The sequence below is a fragment of the Streptomyces sp. WAC 01529 genome, assembly GCF_003945545.1.
GTDB lineage: Bacteria > Actinomycetota > Actinomycetes > Streptomycetales > Streptomycetaceae > Streptomyces > Streptomyces anatolicus.
In genome coordinates, this window is sequence record NZ_CP029617.1 from 4,004,102 (window position 1) to 4,020,708 (window position 16,607).

Below are 16,607 nucleotides of genomic sequence, written 5' to 3' on the forward strand. Positions count from 1 at the left end.
TAAGCAACAAATACCCAGGAGGTGCCGTGGCCGCGCAGCGTCAGTACGAGGAGCTGGCCCGACAGCTCAGCGCCATCGGTGCCGTGAAGCGCGGTCTCGGCCGGGGTCTGCCCCACGACTGCCCCGGCGGCTCCGCTGCCGTACTCATCCTCCTGGACCGCCACGGCGCCATGCGGATGAGCAGGCTCGCGGAGCTGCTCGCCGTCGACATGTCGGTCACCAGCCGCCATGTCGCACACGTCGCCGAGAAGGAGTGGATCGTCCGCGACCCCGACCCGGCGGACAAGCGCTCCCGCATCCTGCGGCTCACGGCCGAGGGCAAGGCCAAGGTCGACGAGCTTTCCGAGCTGTCCATCCGGACGCTCACCCACTACTTGCACGACTGGACCGACGACGAGGTCGTCCAGCTCAGCACGTTGCTCGCGCGCCTGCGCGACAGCTTCGGGGACTGCCGAGCGGCTTCGGCCCGGCTGCCCGAGGTACAGACCACCCCAGAGACCACCCGTACACCCGCGTAAGAAAAGGAAGCCCATGGCAACAACCACACCAGCCGGTGTGCGGGGCAGCCATGCCAAGCACGGAGCCCACCACGGTCACGCCGACGCGAACGCTCCGATGACGCACCGGCAGATCATGGAAGCGCTCTCCGGACTGCTGCTCGGCATGTTCGTGGCGATCCTGTCGTCGACGATCGTCTCCAACGCCCTGCCCGAGATCATCGGAGACCTCGGCGGCGGCCAGTCCGCCTACACCTGGGTCGTCACCGCCTCGCTGCTGGCGATGACGGCGACCACACCCCTGTGGGGCAAGCTGTCGGACCTCTTCAGCAAGAAGGCCCTGGTCCAGATAGCCCTGATCATCTACGTCGGCGGTTCGGTCGTCGCCGGTCTCTCGCAGAGCGCGGGCATGCTCATCGCCTGCCGCGTCGTGCAGGGCATCGGCGTCGGCGGGCTCTCCGCCCTGGCGCAGATCGTCATGGCCGCGATGATCTCCCCGCGTGAGCGCGGGCGTTACTCCGGTTACCTCGGCGCGACCTTCGCCGTCGCCACCGTCGGCGGACCGCTGCTCGGCGGCGTCATCACCGACACCTCGTGGCTCGGCTGGCGCTGGTGCTTCTACGTCGGCGTGCCCTTCGCGATCATCGCGCTGATCGTGCTGCAGAAGACCCTGAAGCTTCCCGTCGTCAAGCGCGACGTGAAGGTCGACTGGGCCGGCGCCTTCTTCATCAGCGCCGCCGTCTGCCTGCTGCTCGTCTGGGTCACCTTCGCCGGTGACAAGTACGACTGGATGTCCTGGCAGACCGGCGCCATGGTCGGCGGTTCGATCGTCCTCGGGCTGCTCTTCGTCCTCGTCGAGTCCAAGGCCAGCGAGCCGATCATCCCGCTGCGGCTCTTCCGCAACCGCACCATCACGCTCGCCTCGCTCGCCTCGCTCTTCGTGGGTGTCGCGATGTTCGCGGGCACGGTCTTCTTCAGCCAGTACTTCCAGCTGGCGCGGGGCGAGTCCCCGACCATGTCCGGTGTCATGACGATCCCGATGATCGGCGGCCTGTTCATCTCGTCGACCGTCTCGGGCCAGGTCATCACCAAGACGGGCAAGTGGAAGGCGTGGCTGGTCAGCGGCGGTCTGCTGGTGACGGCGGGCCTCGGTCTGCTCGGCACCATCCGGTACGACACCGAGTACTGGCACATCGCGATCTACATGGCCCTGATGGGTCTCGGCATCGGCATGATGATGCAGAACCTCGTGCTCTGCACGCAGAACCAGGTCGAGCCGCAGGACCTCGGCGCCGCCTCCTCCGTCGTCACCTTCTTCCGCTCGCTCGGCGGTGCCATGGGTGTCTCGGCGCTGGGCGCGATCATGGCCACGCGGATCACCGACTACGTCAAGGACGGCATCACCGACCTCGGCCCGAAGGCCGCCGCGCAGTTCGGCCACGGCGGTACCGGTGGCGGTGGCATCCCCGACCTGGACAAGATCCCCGAGCCGTTCCGCACGGTGATGGAGAGCGCGTACGGGCACGGCATCGCCGATGTCTTCCTGATCGCCGCGCCGATGGCGCTGATCGCCTTCCTGATCACGCTGTTCATCAAGGAGGTTCCGCTGCGGACGTCGGGCGCGCTGGCCCAGGCCGCCGGAGAGACGTCCGGTGCCCCGGCCCAGGCCGCCGCCACCGCTCCGGCCGCCGGTGAGCCCGTGCTCGCCTCCGTCGCCTCGCACACCGAGAGCGGGCCCGAGGGCACGCAGCGGCTCGCCGCCGTGGTGTCCGCCGCCGAGGCCTCGGCCGGGGGGCTTCCGCCGGTCACGAACGGGATTCCGGTACGCGGTCACGTCCGCGGCGCCGAGAGCGCGCCCGTGCCGCAGGCCGCCGTCACGCTGATCTCCCTCGGGGGACGGCAGCTCGGCCGCGCGGTCGCCCAGGGCGACGGCGCCTACACCCTCGACGCCCCCGGCGCCGGTTCGTACGTGCTGATCGCCTCCGCCGACGGCTTCCAGCCGCAGGCGTCCACCGTCGTCGTGGGCGAGGAGGCCCTCGCGTACGACATCCTGCTCAGCGGCACCAGTGGGCTGAGCGGGCTCGTGCGGGACGCGGACAGCAAGCTGCCGGTCTCCGGGGCCATGGTCATCGTGACCGACGTGCGCGGTGACGTCCTCGCCACCGGGCTCTCCGGCGAGCAGGGCGAGTTCACCTTCGCCGAGCTGGTCCCGGGCAGTGTCACCATCGCGGTGAACGCGGCCGGTCACCGGCCCGTCGCGCTCCCCGTCGAGGTCGGCGGGGCCGGGGTCACCCGGGTCGAGGTCGAGCTGAACTCCGGTGCGCGGGTGCTCGGCACCGTGCGTGCGGGCGGCTCGGCGCTGAACGACGCCCGGGTCACGCTGGTGGACGCCGCCGGCAACGTGGTCGCCACCGCGACCACCGGGTCGGACGGGGCGTACGCCTTCACCGACCTGGACAGCGGGGAGTACACGGTCATCGCGACCGGCTACCCGCCGGTGGCGACCGGCCTGACGGTGACCGGAAGCGGCATCGACGGCCACGACATCGAACTCGCCCACCCGGGCGAGTGACGACCCCGGCCCGTGACCGCGCCCCGAGCGGAGGCGCGGCCGCGGGCCGGTCGCGGAAAGGGCCCCTGGGCCGGCGGTGACGTTCACGGCAAGGGACGGCCGGTCACCGCCGGCCAGGGGCCTTCCGCTTGCGCCGGAGCCGCTGCTCGGGCGCTGCCTCCTGATGGAGTTCGAACTTTTCTTGAGGCCTTCCGTGAGGGAGGCCCGGCTAGGAGTAAACGGGATGGGACTCAACGCTCGGATCCGCACGCGTGACGGGTGGGCCGTGCCGCACGCCGTCGTCACGGTGACCGACATGACCGGGGCGCAGGTGCTGCGGGCGGCCACGGACGGGGAGGGCGTCGTACGGGACGACACCGTGCTGCCGGCCGGGCCGTACACCGTCATCGTCACCGCCGTCGGCTACGCGCCCGTCGCCTCCACCGCGCTCGTCACCGCCAGCGGGCGGGCCGAGGTCGGCAACGTCGTCCTCGCCCGGCAGGGCGGTACGGAGCTGCCGCCGCCCGGCCCGTGGACGATCGACCCGGCGCACTCCACGGTGGGCGCCGTCGCGCAGCACCTCGGGATCACCAGCGTGCACGGGCGGTTCCTGGAGTTCGGGGGGCGGGTGGAGATCGCCGAGGACGTCGAGAAGTCGCGCGTCGAGGCGGTCATCCGGGCGGCCTCGATCGACACGGGCAACGGCATGCGGGACGGGCACCTGAAGTCGCCGGACTTCCTGGACGTCGACCAGTACCCCGAGATCACCTACCGCTCGACGGGGCTCACGCCCGCGGGGGCGGATCGGTGGACGGTGCACGGGGAGTTGGGGATGCACGGTGTCGTACGGCCCGTCGATCTGGAGCTGAGCTATCTGGGGACCGGGGCGGATCCCTGGGGCGGGACCAGGGCGGCGTTCCGCGCCACGGCGGAGCTGCGGCGGGAGGACTTCGCGATGAACTACAACCAGGTGGTGCAGGCGGGGATCTCGGCGATCGGCACGACGCTTCGGGTGGAGCTGGACGTGCAGGCTGTGCAGGGGGAGGGGTTGCCGGGGGTCTGACGGGGCCTGGCGGGGGCGCCTTGGGCTGGCGGGGGCGCCTTGAGCGGGGTCTGCGCCCCGGCTCGGCGAGACGCCCCTACGGCACCTCATCCGGTGCCGCGAGACGGGTGGGAGGGTGGGGAAGCATCCGCCGCGGAGCGGCGGGACAGGGCAGCCACGACGGCGAGGAAGGGACGCCCCCCTAACCCCCCACCAGGAGAGACTCGATCCCCGCGATCATAAGATCGAGGGCGATCGTGAAGTCCCGTTCCCACATTTCCTCGACCGTGCCCCCACCCCGCGCCGCCATCAACTCCCCCGCACTCTCCATGATCTCGTGCGACGCCAGCTCGACCTGGACTTTCCCGGTGGCCTCCCGGTAGTACTCGTCCTGGGTCATCCCCGCCTCGGCGCACCGCGCCGCGTAGTGGCCCTCGATGGTCCCGAAGCCGTACACGAACTGGAAGACCGCCGAGATCGCCCCGTTCCGCTTCTCCACGGGAAGCCCCGTGTGCCCCACCGCGCGCTGGACCGCGAGCGCGAACTCCAGCCAGTGCGGGCCGATGTTGAGGAAGCGGCCGACGAGCGGCGACACCCAGGGGTGGCGGATCAGCAGCGCGCGGTACTCGTCGGCGAGGGAACGGAGCTGGTCGCGCCAGGCCTCGGCGGGCTCCTCCTTGCCGGGCAGCCGCATCTCGCCGCACACCGCGTCCAGGGCGAGTTCCAGGAGGTCGTCCTTGGTGTCCACGTACCAATAGACGGACATCGCGGTGACGTTCAGCTCCGCGGCGAGCCTGCGCATGGAGAACTTGGCGAGGCCCTCCGCGTCCAGGAGCCGGACCGAGACCTCGGTGATGCGGTCCCGGTCGAGCCCGCTGGGCTGGTCGCCCTTGCGGCCGCCGCCGCGAGGTGCCTTGCCCTGCAGCCAGACGCTCGTCCGCGCCGGGTTGTTCGTGCGGCCGGCTGCCTTGGCCATGGCGCACCTTCCTGGTTGAGGTCCGGGCCGACTCGGCCCGGAGCGCTGTGGGGAGGCGAACGGCAGATCCGGAATGAGGTGCTCCACCCCTGCCTCCCCCCGATGCTATGCCGCCGGCTTCCCCACGGAGTCCGCCCTCTCCGCCCTGCGCAGCAACGCCGCCGCGAGGACACCGCCGAGGAACACCGCGACCGCGCCCACCAACTGACTCGTCTCCAGGCCCGAGGCGAACGCGTCGGCGATCCGCTCCCGCTCGCCCGACGACTTCGCCGCCGCCATGGCCGCGGGGAAGGACGCCGCGGAGACCGCCACCAGCGAGGCGAAACGGGAGTTGAGCACCGCGCCGAGGACCGCGACACCGAGGCCGTTGCCGAACTCCGCGAGCGTGCCGTTGACGCCCGCGCCCACGCCCGCCTTCTCCACCGGTATCGCGCTCATGATCGCGTTGGCCATGGCCGGCATGGCGAACGCGATGCCCGCGCCCATGATGACGAGCCCGGCGAGCATGCCGTTGTAGTTGTCGCCGCCGAGCAGCGCGATCACCGCGAGGCCCGCGGCGATGGCGCTCATGCCGGACAGGATCGTCGCGGGCGTGCCCAGCTTGGCGTGCAGCTTCGCGCCGACGCCGGTGAGGTTCAGGGCCACGATGGTCACCGCGAGCGGCGCCGTGCGCAGGCCCGCCTCCAAGGGCTCGTACCCGAGGACGAACTGGAGGTGCTGGGTGAGGAGGAAGAGGGAACCGGCGAGGCCGAACGCGACGAGGATCGCGCCCGCCACCGCGCCGATGAACCGCTGGTTGCGGAAGAAGTGCATGTCCAGCATCGGGTACGGGATACGCAGCTCCCAGAGCACGAACGCGCCGAGGACCAGCGCACCGGCGGCCGCGGCGACCAGCACCTGCGCGGAGGTCCAGCCGTGCTCGGGGCCGGAGATGATCGCGTAGACCACGGAGGCCATGCCGATCGTCGAGAGCAGCGCGCCGAGCAGGTCGGGGCGGTCGCCCCGCGGGTTCTTGGACTCGGGCACCATCCTGGCGACCGCGGCGAGGGCGATCAGCGCCACGGGGATGTTGATCAGGAAGATCGAGCCCCACCAGAAGTGGTTCAGCATGAACCCGCCGAGCAGCGGTCCGGCCGCGAACCCGAGGGAGTTGATGGTCGACCAGAGGCCGATCGCCTTGACGCGCTCGGTGTCGTCGAAGATCTGTACGACGACCGCGAGGGTCGTGGTCATCAGGAGCGCGCCGCCGATCCCCATCCCCGCGCGGGCGGCGATGAGCTGCGCGGACGACTGCGCGAACGCCGCGACGAACGAGCCGATGCCGAAGAGCGCGAGGCCCGCGATGAGCATCTTCTTGCGGCCGTAGCGGTCGGCGGCGCTGCCCGCGGTGAGCAGCAGCCCGGACTGCACGAGCGAATACGCGTTGATCATCCACTGGATGTCGGACGTGGACGCGTCCAGCTCCCGGGTGAGGGAGGGGATCGCGACGCTCAGGACGGTGTTGTCGAGCAGCACGGTGAGCTGGGCGAGACAGATGACGCCGAGTATCAGCCAGCGCTGCGGGTGCCGGGGTGGGGCGGCCAATGTCTCGGCGGTCGTCGCCGTCATGCGGGCTCCTTCGTGGGGGGGGTGCCTGGCGGGACGCCCGCGGTGGTGTCTCGCGCGGCGCCGGGATGCCTGGTTCTACGGTGTACGAGGATGAAGTCACGTACACCGTAGAGCAGGCCCCATACGCCGTACAAGGCGATATCCCCGTCGGCCCCCGCCTCCGGCACCGGGTCCGCCCTCGCCCGGCCCCCCGAAGCGCCGCTACTCCTTCGGCCGCGTCAGGTCGTAGAACGTCACCTCGCCCACCGTCACCCTCTCGAAGCGCGACTCGACCCACGACGTGATCCCCGCCGAAGTGCCGCCACCGCCCGCGCCGCGCATGCCCATACCCATGCCATCGGTGCCGCCGGTACCACCGGTACCACCGGTACCACCGGTGCCGCCCACGATGAAGTAGTGGATCTCGCCGTCCGCCACATACCGCTTGAACCGCGCGAGCGTCGGCGACGGGTCGCTGCCGTTGAAGCCGCCGATCGCCATCACCGGGTCGCCGGTGGCCAGTTGGTAGCTCGCCGCGTTCTGGGCGCCGATGGCCGCCGCGGCCCAGGTGTAGTGCTCGGCGCCCGCCTCCAGGAGCTTCCTGGCCCGGGCGGAGACCTGCGCGCCGTCGAGCAGACCGCCCATCCCGCCGCCCTCGCGGCGCGAACCGTCACCGCCGCCCCCGGGAGCACCCCTCCCGGGAACGCCACCCCCGGCGCCAGTACGGCCGCCCTGCGGAGGCTGCCCCACCCCCTGCCCCGGCTTCCGCATCCCGCCACCGTCACCGTCACCGCCACCGCCACCGCCAGGGCCTCCGCTCCCCGGTCCCATCCGCCCCGGCCCCATCCGCCCCGCCGAAGACGGCCCCGCCGTCACGATCGACCCCGTGTGCGCGCTGTCCACCGTGGACCACGTGTACGCCACCGGACCCGCCACGCACGCCGCGCAGCCCAGCCCCACCGCGGCGAGGGCGAACCACCGCCCCAACCGCCCGGCGCGCAGCCGCCCCGCGAACAACAGACCCACCGCCCCCGCGGCCCCCGCCACCACTACCGCCCACCGCAGCCACGGCAGGTAGTCCGGGGTGCGGCCGAGCAGGACGTACGCCCAGGCCGCCGTGGTCGCGACCGTCACCCCGAGCGCCGCGCGCGCCCACCGCGAGGCCCGCTCCTCCCACAGGACCGTGGCGCCCATGCCGACGAGCGCCGCGATGCACGGCGCGAGGGCCACCGTGTAGTACTGGTGGAAGATCCCCGCCATGAAGCTGAAGACCCCGGCCGTCATGAGCAGCGCGCCGCCCCACGCCACGAACGCCGCCCGCGCGGTGTCCGTGCGCCGCCCCGCGCGGGTCAGCACGAGCCCCGCCACCAGCAGGACGAGCGCGGCGGGCAGCAGCCACGCGATCTGGCCGCCGACCTCGGAGTTGAACATCCGTCCGATGCCGGTCTCACCCCACTGGCCACCGGCCCCGCCGCCGCGGCCGCCGCCGCCCACGCTGCCGGTCTCCTCCCCATTGATGCGGCCGAGGCCGTTGTAGCCGAAGGTCAGCTCCAGGAAGGAGTTGTTCTGCGAGCCGCCGATGTACGGGCGCGAGGCCGCGGGCCACAGCTCCACGACCGCCACCCACCAGCCGCCGGAGACCACCATCGCCCCCGCCGCCAGGGCGAGTTGGCCGAGCCGCCCGCGCCACCGCACCGGCGCGCACACCGCGTACAGCACGGCGAGCGGCGGCAGGATCAGGAACGCCTGCAACGTCTTCGTCAGGAACGCGAGACCCACCGCGACACCGGCCCACACCAGCCACTTGGTGCGCCCCTGCTCCAGTGCGCGCAGCACGCAGTACACCGTGACGGTCATCAGGAGGGCGAGCAGCGCGTCGGGGTTGTTGAAGCGGAACATCAGCGCGGCCACCGGCGTGAGCGCGAGCACCGCGCCCGCGATCAGCCCGGCCGCCGGGCTGAACCGCCGCCGCACGGCCGCGTACAGCACGCCGACCGTGGCGACCCCCATCAGCACCTGGGGGACGAGCACCGCCCACGAGTTCAGCCCGAAGAGCCGTACGGAGAGCGCCATCGGCCACAGCGCGGCCGGGGGCTTGTCGACGGTGATTGCGTTGCCCGCGTCGAGCGAGCCGAAGAAGAGGGCCTGCCAGCTCTGGCTGCCCGCCTGGACGGCGGCGGAGTAGAAGGAGTTGGCGTATCCGGACGCGCTGAGGTTCCAGAGGTAGAGAGCGGCGGTGGCGAGCAGCAGCCCGAGCAGGGCGGGGCGCGCCCAGCGGGGGTCGTCGGGCCGACCGCGCCACAGCGCGGCGGGCAGGGCGGAAGAGGTCGTGGTCACCGTGCGTTCCTCGGCTCGGAGGGGGAGGGGGAGGGGGAGGGGGAGGGGGTTACGTCGTACGAGGCAGGGGGCGCCGGAGCCGACGCCTCCGCCCCGGCGCCCCGACGCTCCGGGAACACCCACGCCCGCAGCAGCAGGAACCGCAGTACCGTCGCCGCGAGGTTCGCCGCGATCAGCACCGCGAGTTCCGTGGAGTGCGCCGGATCGCCCGAGGCCGCCCCGAGCGCCGCGAGCGAACCGCTGGTCAGCGCGAGACCGATGCCGAAGACCACGAGCCCCTGCGCCTGGTGGCGCACCGCACGCTCCCGGCCACGCACCCCGAAGGTGAGCCTCCGGTTCGCCGCGGTGTTGGCGACCGCCGACACCAGCAGGGCGAGCGCGTTGGCCTCCTGCGACCCCGTGAACGTACGGAAACCGCTGTAGAGCAGCAGGTAGAAGAGGGTCGACAGGGCGCCGACGACGCAGAAGCCGACGAGCTGGCGGGCCAGGCCGCCGGGCACGCCGCTCAGCTGCCGGTCACGCGGATCGTCCCCGAAGGGGCGGGCGAGGCGGTCGAGCGGCAGCGCGCCGACCGCGAGCGCCCGGCCGACCCGCCACACGCCCCTGAGGTCGTCGGCGGCCGTCCTCACCAGGTGCACGGTGGAGTCCGGGTCGTCGACCCAGTCGACCGGCACCTCGTGGATGCGCAGCCCGGCGCGCTCGGCGAGCACCAGCATCTCGGTGTCGAAGAACCACCCCGTGTCCTCCACGAGCGGCAGCAGCACCCGCGCCACATCGCCCCGGACCGCCTTGAACCCGCACTGGGCGTCGGAGAAACGGGCGTGCAGGGAGCCGCGCAGGATGAGGTTGTACGTACGCGAGACGAACTCCCGCTTGGGCCCGCGCACCACCCGCGAACCGCACGCGAGCCGCGAGCCGATCGCCAGGTCCGAGTGGCCCGAGATCAGCGGCGCGACCAGCGGCAGCAGCGCGTTGAGGCCGGTGGAGAGGTCGACGTCCATATAGGCGAGGACCGGCGCGTCGGAGGCGGACCAGACGGCGCGCAGCGCCCGCCCGCGCCCCTTCTGGTCGAGCCGGACGTACCGCACCTCCCCTATGGAGGCGGTCAGTTCGGCGGCGATCCGCGAGGTGCGGTCCGTGGAGGCGTTGTCGGCGACCGTGATGCGGAAGGGGTAGGGGAAGGTCCGCACGAGGTGGTCGTGGAGCCTGCGGACGGAGGGCCCCAGGTCCTTCTCCTCGTTGTGGACGGGGACGACGACGTCCAGGACGGGCGCGTCGCGCCGGGTGACGGGGAGGTGGTCCCGCGACGGCAGGGCGCCCGGGAGAGAGTCGGTTCGCATGCGACCGACACTCGCCAAGTGGCCTGTCAGGGCTGTGTGGTGAGGCTGTGGTCCGGCTGTGAGGCCTGGGGGGCCTGCGAGATCTGGGGGGCTTGGGGGCCCTGCGGGGCCTGAGGGGCCTCTTTTCCGTACGCCACGGCGTCTCCGCAGACCGTGGACTCCCCGCCCGCCGCCGGGAGCATGACGGCGAAGACGGTCCGCCCCGGCACGCTCTCGACGGTCACCGTGCCGCCGTGCGCGGTCACGAGGGCCCGTACGAGGGCGAGCCCGAGGCCCGTCGAACCCGCGTGGCGCGAGCGGGAGGCATCCCCGCGCGCGAACCGTTCGAATACCGAGGGCAGCAGGTCGGGCGCGATGCCCGGCCCGTCGTCCTGGATCTCCAGGCGCACCAGCGGACCGTCCTTCCGCACGCGTGCGGTGACCGTCGTGCCCGGCGGGGTGTGGGTGCGGGCGTTGCCGAGGAGGTTGACGACGACCTGCTGGAGGCGGTCGGCGTCGGCGCGGACCAGGGCGGGCTCGTCGGGCCCGGGCAGTTCGAGGCGCCAGCGGTGGCCCGGCCCGGCGGCGCGGGCGTCACCGACGGCGTCGAGGACGAGCGCCGCGAGATCACAGCTCCGGTACGACAGCGGGCGTACGCCCCCGCCTCCCGCGAGCCCCGCGCGCTCCTGCTGCTCCGCGTCGAGCCGGGCGAGCAGCAGCAGGTCCTCGACGAGCCCGGTCATCCGCTCGGCCTCGGACTCGATCCGCCGGAGCGCGTGCCGGGTGTCGGGCCCGGTGGACTCCCGCCCGCGGCGCGTCAGTTCGGCGTATCCGCGGATGGAGGCGAGCGGTGTCCGCAGCTCGTGGCTGGCGTCCGCGACGAACCGGCGTACGCGCGTCTCGCTCTGCTGGCGTGCGTCGAGCGCGGAGTGGACGTGGTCGAGCATGCGGTTGAGCGCGGCGCCGACCTGTCCGACCTCGGTGCGCGGATCGGCGTCGGGGGCGCGCTCGTGGAGAGCCACCTCGCCGCTGTGCAGCGGGAGTTCGGATACGCGCGTCGCGGTGCCGGCGATCCTGCGCAGGGGGCGCAGTGCCACGCCGACCAGCACGGCACCGGCGAGCGAGGCGGCAGCGAGGCCCGCGGCGGTGACGCTGACCTCGACGACGACGAGCGTGTCGAGGGTGTTGCGCACCTTGGCGGTCGGCACGCCGACGAGGAAGGCGCCGTCGCCGCCGGTCGTGTACGCCACGCGGTACTCGCCGAGGCGCGGGATGTCGACGGTGTGCGGCCGCCGGTCCCTCGGCACGGAGTCGAGCGCGGCCTTCTGGGCCTTGTCGAGGGGCGTCGCGACCGGCAGCGCGCTGCCACTGCCGGCCCGCGCCTCGGTACTGACCAGCGCCCTCCCGACGGAACCGTCCTTCACCTCGGCGCCGATGGTGCCGATCTCCTGCGGGCCGCGCGAGACGAACTCCAGCGGATCGTCACCCTCCAGCCGCGCGCTGCCACGCTCCGGGGGCCGCTCGCTCCCCGGCCCGGAACCAGGCTCGGAGTCGGGCCCGGAGTCGGGCGCGGAACCGGACCCGGGCAAGGGCGCCGCCGCCCGCTTCGCGACCCCGCCGAGCACGCCGTCCAGCTGCTCGTACAGATGGGACTTCAGCGCGAGGGCCGTGACGGTCCCGATCACCGCGCACACGACGGCGATCAGCGCGACGGCGGACAGCACGAGCCGCGTACGGAGCGTGCGGGGGCGGGGCATACGTGGGCGCGGGCGGGCCATGCGGGGGCGGGGTCGCGGACGCCGGAGCCCACGTCTCACGAAGCGGAGGACGCCGGTACGGGCGCGGAAGCGGGCGTGGGCGTAGACGCGGGCGCGGGCAGGGCGGACTTGATCAGATACCCGGCCCCACGCCGCGTGTGGATCATCGGTTCACGCCCGGCGTCGATCTTCCTGCGCAGATACGAGATGTACAGCTCGACCACGTTGGCCTGGCCCCCGAAGTCGTAGTTCCACACCCGGTCGAGGATCTGCGCCTTGCTGAGCACGCGCCGCGGATTGCGCATGAGGTACCGGAGCAGCTCGAACTCGGTGGCGGTCAGATGGATCGACTCCCCGCCGCGCGTCACCTCGTGGCTGTCCTCGTCCAGGGTCAGGTCCCCCACCACCAGCGTGGATTCGCTGCGCTTGCCGGCGGCCCCGGCCCGCCGGATGAGCCCGCGCAGCCGCGCCACCACTTCCTCCAGGCTGAACGGCTTGGTGACGTAGTCGTCGCCGCCCGCGGTGAGCCCGGCGATCCGGTCCTCCAGCGCGTCCTTCGCGGTCAGGAAGAGCACGGGCACCTCGGGCAACTCCCGGCGCAGTCTGCCGAGGACGGAGAGGCCGTCCATGTCGGGCAGCATCATGTCCAGCACCACGGCGTCGGGCCGGAACGCGCGCGCGACCCGCACCGCGCCCGCGCCGTCGCCCGCGCTGCGGATCTGCCAGCCCTCGTACCGCAGGGCCATGGACATCAACTCGGTGAGCGACGCCTCGTCGTCCACCACGAGTACGCGGACGGGGCTGCCGTCCGGCCTGAGCAGTTCGGTGCGCGCCTGGGGCGTGGTCGTGGTCATGAACCACAGGCTGGGCCGCGCCCCTGAGAGCACTCTTGCGCGAAGCTGTGAATTCCCTGAGAAACGGGCTCGGCTCACGCGGCGGAGGGCGCTCGGCTCACCGCACCCCGAAGAGCCGGGCCCCGTTCCCGTAGAGCACCGCCCGCAGCCACTCGTCCCCCAACCCGAGCCGCTCCAGCGCCTCCAGCTGATGAACGTACGCGTACGGAATATTGGGGAAGTCGCTGCCCAGCAAGATCCGCTCGCCCAGCTCCACCAGCCTCCCCGACTCCTCCTTCGGGAACGGCATCAGCCCCTCGCTGAAGTCGGTGAACGCCATGGTCGTGTCCAGGCGCACCTCCTCGTACCGCTCGGCGAGCGCGAGGAAGTCGGCGTACTCGGGCATCCCCATGTGCGCCACGACGAGCCGCAGCCGCGGATGCCGCGCGAGGAGCCGCGCCATCACCGCGGGCCCGGTGTGCTCGCCGGGCTCGGGCCCGGACCCGCAGTGCGTCACCACCGGGATCCCGGCCTCGGCGAGCAGCCCCCACACGGGGTCGAGCAGCTCGTCATTGGGGTCGTAACCCCCCACCTGCACATGCGCCTTGAAGACCCGGGCCCCCGACTCGACGGCGTCCCGCACATACCCCTCGACTCCCGGCTCCGGGAAGAAGGTCGCGGTCCGCAGACACCCGGGGGTGCGGCGCGCGAAGTCGTCGGCCCAGTCGTTGAGCCACTTCGCCATCCCCGCCTTGTGCGGATAGATCATCGAGGTGAAGGCCCGCACCCCGAACTCCCCGAGCAGCTCGACCCGCCGCTCCTCCTCATGCCGGTAGCTGATGGGCCACTCCACCCCGCCACCGGCCGCGTAGGCGTCGAAGTACGCCCAGACCTTGCGCAGCACCCGGTCCGGCATGAAGTGCGTGTGTACGTCGATGAGCCCGGGCACCCCGAGCCGCCCCCAGAACGCCCGCACCTCGGCGCCCTCCGAGCCACCGGCGCCACCCGCGCCGCCCACCCTCTCCCTATCCCCGCACATGGCCGAGGCTTTCCCGCACACCGCCGTGGCTTCCCGGCCCATGGCCGAGGCTTTCCCGCGCGTATCCGTGGCTCCGCTCGACCTTGGCGACGTGCAGGACGTACGACTCGTACCACTCCTCGCGCCCGCGACGCTGTGCCACGCGGTGCTCGGGATCGCTCTGCCAGGCCTTGATGGCGTCCGCGTCCCGGAAGTACCCGACGGTGATGCCGACCCCGCCGGGCGTCCGCGCGGACTCGGCCCCGAGGAAGCCGGGCACGGCGGCGACCAATTCATCCATACGTTCGCCGGTCTCGTCGTACCCCTGGCTGTTCTCGGCGAGAACCGAGGTGAACACGACGGCGTAGTAAGGCGGTTCAAAGGGCCCGACCGGCCCCGGAAGATCACTCATGCCCCCACCCTCAGAGCCCCGGCACCCCGTGTCCACCCTCCCCGGCCACTCCTTGCCCTCCGGACACCGATCCTTGACCCTCCGGTCAGCGAACGCCCCGAGGGAACCCGATTACTCGGGACCGCCCCCCCACCCCCTCAGAAGAGCCCGCCCTGCTCCCCCTCACCACCCGCCGCCCCCAGCCCCTCCACCGGCACGGTCACCGCCGCCCCCGCGTCGGCCGCCGCCAGCTCCCACCCCACGAGCACCCGCGTATCGACGACGAGCAGGCCCCCGTCCGCGACCTCCAGGTAAAGATCGGGCCCGGCCGCCGCGACGACCCGCCCCGCGACCACCCCACCGTCGACGACCTCCCGCACGACCCCTTGGGCAGCCCCTCCCAAGGCCCCCAACCCCGCAAGCCCGAACGCCCCGAAGTGGTCGACCGCCTCGAAGCCGACCCGTTCCAACGCCTCGGCCCACCCTTCGAGCACGACAGCCCGCCGGTACAGGCCTTCCAACTCCGCCGCCCGCTCCGCCCACCCGGGCAGAGCCCCCCGCACCGCCCGCTTACGCGCGTACGGCACCCGGTCCGGCACCCCGAGCGCCGCCCGCAGCAGCTCCTCCGTACGCCGTGCCGCCATCAACGGCCCCCGACCGAGCCAGCAGAACGCCACGGCCCCCTGCTCAAGGAGGCGCACGGCCCCCCGCTCCTCCGCCGTGATCCCGACCTTGACCAGCCCGGCCCCGAACCACGCGAGGTACACCCGGTACGTCCGCGGATCATCCGGCACCCCGTCCGCCGCCACGGAGAACGCCCGATCGAGCCGCGCGCACTCGGGACACCGCGCCTGCGTGGCCCGCGCCGGCACCACGGCCCGCAGCGGACACGGATTCCCGCGCGCCCCCACGCACCGCCGCTCACCCACGGCCCGGAACCCGATCGCCCTCCCATACGCGAGGACGCTCCCCCTCCCGCCCTCCCACCGCAGCACAGGCTCCCCACCAGGCCACCCGAGCCCCGCACACCGCCACTCCATCGCCGCACCCCTCCCGGAAGGACGCCCGCACAAACGTCCACCCGCACAAACGACCAGAGGCCCTGACGGTTTCCCGTCAGGGCCTCTGGTCTGCTGTGCACTCGGCAGGATTCGAACCTGCAACCTTCTGATCCGTAGTCAGATGCTCTATCCGTTAAGCTACGAGTGCTTGTGCTTCCGGGGTTTTTTCTGCCCCGTCGGCGTTGCGAGAACAACATTACATGACCTGCGCCGTGAGGCGAAATCCGTTTCCCAAACCTGCTCTGAGCTGGGGAAACGCCCCTGAAGAGCCTCCCAAGAGCCCCCGGACAGCCCCGGACACGACCGAAGCCCCGGTCGAGGACGACCGGGGCTTCGGGCTCACAGCGCGGAGGCGGAGGGATTTGAACCCTCGATGGGCTTTAAGGCCCAAACCGCATTAGCAGTGCGGCGCCATAGACCGGACTAGGCGACGCCTCCAGCTTGCACACCAGCGCGAGCGCGGGGGTGCGTGCAGATGATGACACAGCCAGGCGGCGTGTCACCAATCGCGTCCTCCACGGTACTAGTCGCGCGGCCCGCAGGGCAAAGCCGTACTCGGCCCCGCAACGTCACGCGGTGAACGGCGTTAAAGGGTGTGGACCCACCCATGGGTCCACCGCCGTGCCCGACCCCGTGGAGCCCCCATGCTGCGCCGCCTCGTCCTCACCGCCGCCGCCTCCGTCGCCGCGCTGTCCACCGCACCCCTCAGCGCGCACGCCGTCACCCCCGCCGAGACCCCGACCGACCGGCTGATGATCACCGTCTCGGACTCGGGAGGCGACGGCGAGGGAAGGTTCGAACTGAAGTGCCACCCCACGGGCGGCTCCCACCCGGCCGCCGCGGCGGCGTGCGCACGGCTTGACGAGGTCACGAGGTACGGGACCGACCCGTTCGCCCCCGTGCCGGCATACGCCTCGTGCACGATGCAGTACGGCGGCCCCGCCACCGCGCACATCACGGGCACCTGGCAGGGACGGCCCGTCGACGCGCGCTACAGCCGCAACAACGGCTGCGAGATCTCGCGCTGGAACAACCTGGCCCCGGTGCTGCCCCGCACCTCGGCCTGATCCGGTGCCGGCGCCGTTTCCGGACGGCTTTCCGTACGGCTTTCCGGATGGCTTTCCGGACGGCGCCCGCCACCCTCCCGTGACCAGGCGGTACCGAAAACTCACATCATCTGCGTGCGACCTCCCTCTCATCCGGCGCCGCGCGGGCAACCACTCCCCGTAGACTCCCTC

At 72.3% G+C, this 16,607-nt stretch carries 13 protein-coding genes and 2 tRNA genes; 4 read left to right on the forward strand and 11 right to left on the reverse strand.

The genetic code is table 11. The annotated features are described in order from the left end of the window. Nucleotides 1-26: 26 nt before the first annotated feature. The 3 genes from DMA15_RS18050 to DMA15_RS18060 all read left to right on the forward strand — a co-directional run bounded on the left by DMA15_RS18050 (nt 27) and on the right by DMA15_RS18060 (nt 4,111). Nucleotides 27-518 carry a MarR family transcriptional regulator gene (locus tag DMA15_RS18050; protein WP_125513839.1) on the forward strand — a complete coding sequence of 164 codons (492 nt, stop codon included), beginning with the start codon at nt 27-29 and terminating at the stop codon, nt 516-518. 13 nt (nt 519-531) lie between these two features. Next, the gene (locus tag DMA15_RS18055; RefSeq protein WP_125513840.1) at nt 532-3,069 is read left to right on the forward strand and encodes an MFS transporter; all 2,538 of its coding nucleotides are present in this window, start codon (nt 532-534) and stop codon (nt 3,067-3,069) included. Nucleotides 3,070-3,292: 223 nt separating this feature from the next. Continuing rightward, nucleotides 3,293-4,111, forward strand: a complete 819-nt coding sequence (locus DMA15_RS18060; RefSeq protein WP_125513841.1) for a YceI family protein — start codon at nt 3,293-3,295, stop codon at nt 4,109-4,111. A 181-nt stretch (nt 4,112-4,292) separates the two neighbouring features. Here the strand turns inward: DMA15_RS18060 and DMA15_RS18065 are convergent, their stop codons facing one another. The 11 genes from DMA15_RS18065 to DMA15_RS18115 all read right to left on the reverse strand — a co-directional run bounded on the left by DMA15_RS18065 (nt 4,293) and on the right by DMA15_RS18115 (nt 15,807). Continuing rightward, nucleotides 4,293-5,066: a TetR/AcrR family transcriptional regulator gene (locus DMA15_RS18065; protein ID WP_125513842.1), complete on the reverse strand. Its 774-nt coding sequence runs from the start codon at nt 5,064-5,066 to the stop codon at nt 4,293-4,295. Between the two features lie 105 nt (nt 5,067-5,171). Next, on the reverse strand, nt 5,172-6,674 hold the full coding sequence (locus tag DMA15_RS18070) for an MFS transporter (RefSeq protein ID WP_125513843.1): 1,503 nt from the start codon (nt 6,672-6,674) through the stop codon (nt 5,172-5,174). A gap of 201 nt (nt 6,675-6,875) precedes the next feature. Beyond that, the gene (locus DMA15_RS18075; protein WP_125513844.1) at nt 6,876-8,990 is read right to left on the reverse strand and encodes a glycosyltransferase family 39 protein; all 2,115 of its coding nucleotides are present in this window, start codon (nt 8,988-8,990) and stop codon (nt 6,876-6,878) included. Continuing rightward, nucleotides 8,987-10,330: a bifunctional glycosyltransferase family 2/GtrA family protein gene (locus DMA15_RS18080; protein WP_125513845.1), complete on the reverse strand. Its 1,344-nt coding sequence runs from the start codon at nt 10,328-10,330 to the stop codon at nt 8,987-8,989. The genes DMA15_RS18075 and DMA15_RS18080 overlap by 4 nt, the downstream gene beginning before the upstream one ends. 26 nt (nt 10,331-10,356) lie before the next feature. Beyond that, nucleotides 10,357-12,066, reverse strand: coding sequence for a HAMP domain-containing sensor histidine kinase (locus tag DMA15_RS18085; protein WP_125513846.1), 1,710 nt, complete (start codon nt 12,064-12,066; stop codon nt 10,357-10,359). 56 nt (nt 12,067-12,122) lie between these two features. Beyond that, nucleotides 12,123-12,920: a response regulator transcription factor gene (locus DMA15_RS18090; RefSeq protein WP_240659843.1), complete on the reverse strand. Its 798-nt coding sequence runs from the start codon at nt 12,918-12,920 to the stop codon at nt 12,123-12,125. Between the two features lie 97 nt (nt 12,921-13,017). Then, complete coding sequence (locus DMA15_RS18095) at nt 13,018-13,917, reverse strand: amidohydrolase family protein (protein ID WP_240659844.1); 900 nt, start codon at nt 13,915-13,917, stop codon at nt 13,018-13,020. Between the two features lie 7 nt (nt 13,918-13,924). Beyond that, nucleotides 13,925-14,329, reverse strand: coding sequence for an antibiotic biosynthesis monooxygenase (locus DMA15_RS18100; RefSeq protein ID WP_240659845.1), 405 nt, complete (start codon nt 14,327-14,329; stop codon nt 13,925-13,927). A gap of 137 nt (nt 14,330-14,466) precedes the next feature. Beyond that, nucleotides 14,467-15,348 (reverse strand): DUF2797 domain-containing protein, encoded by an 882-nt coding sequence (locus tag DMA15_RS18105; protein WP_125513848.1) that lies wholly within the window; start codon nt 15,346-15,348, stop codon nt 14,467-14,469. Between the two features lie 96 nt (nt 15,349-15,444). Then, nucleotides 15,445-15,517: transfer RNA gene (locus DMA15_RS18110), tRNA-Arg, on the reverse strand. Between the two features lie 199 nt (nt 15,518-15,716). Further along, nucleotides 15,717-15,807 (reverse strand) — tRNA-Ser (locus DMA15_RS18115). A 206-nt stretch (nt 15,808-16,013) separates the two neighbouring features. Here DMA15_RS18115 and DMA15_RS18120 point away from each other — a divergent pair. After that, nucleotides 16,014-16,436 carry an SSI family serine proteinase inhibitor gene (locus tag DMA15_RS18120; RefSeq protein WP_125513849.1) on the forward strand — a complete coding sequence of 141 codons (423 nt, stop codon included), beginning with the start codon at nt 16,014-16,016 and terminating at the stop codon, nt 16,434-16,436. Nucleotides 16,437-16,607: the final 171 nt, after the last annotated feature.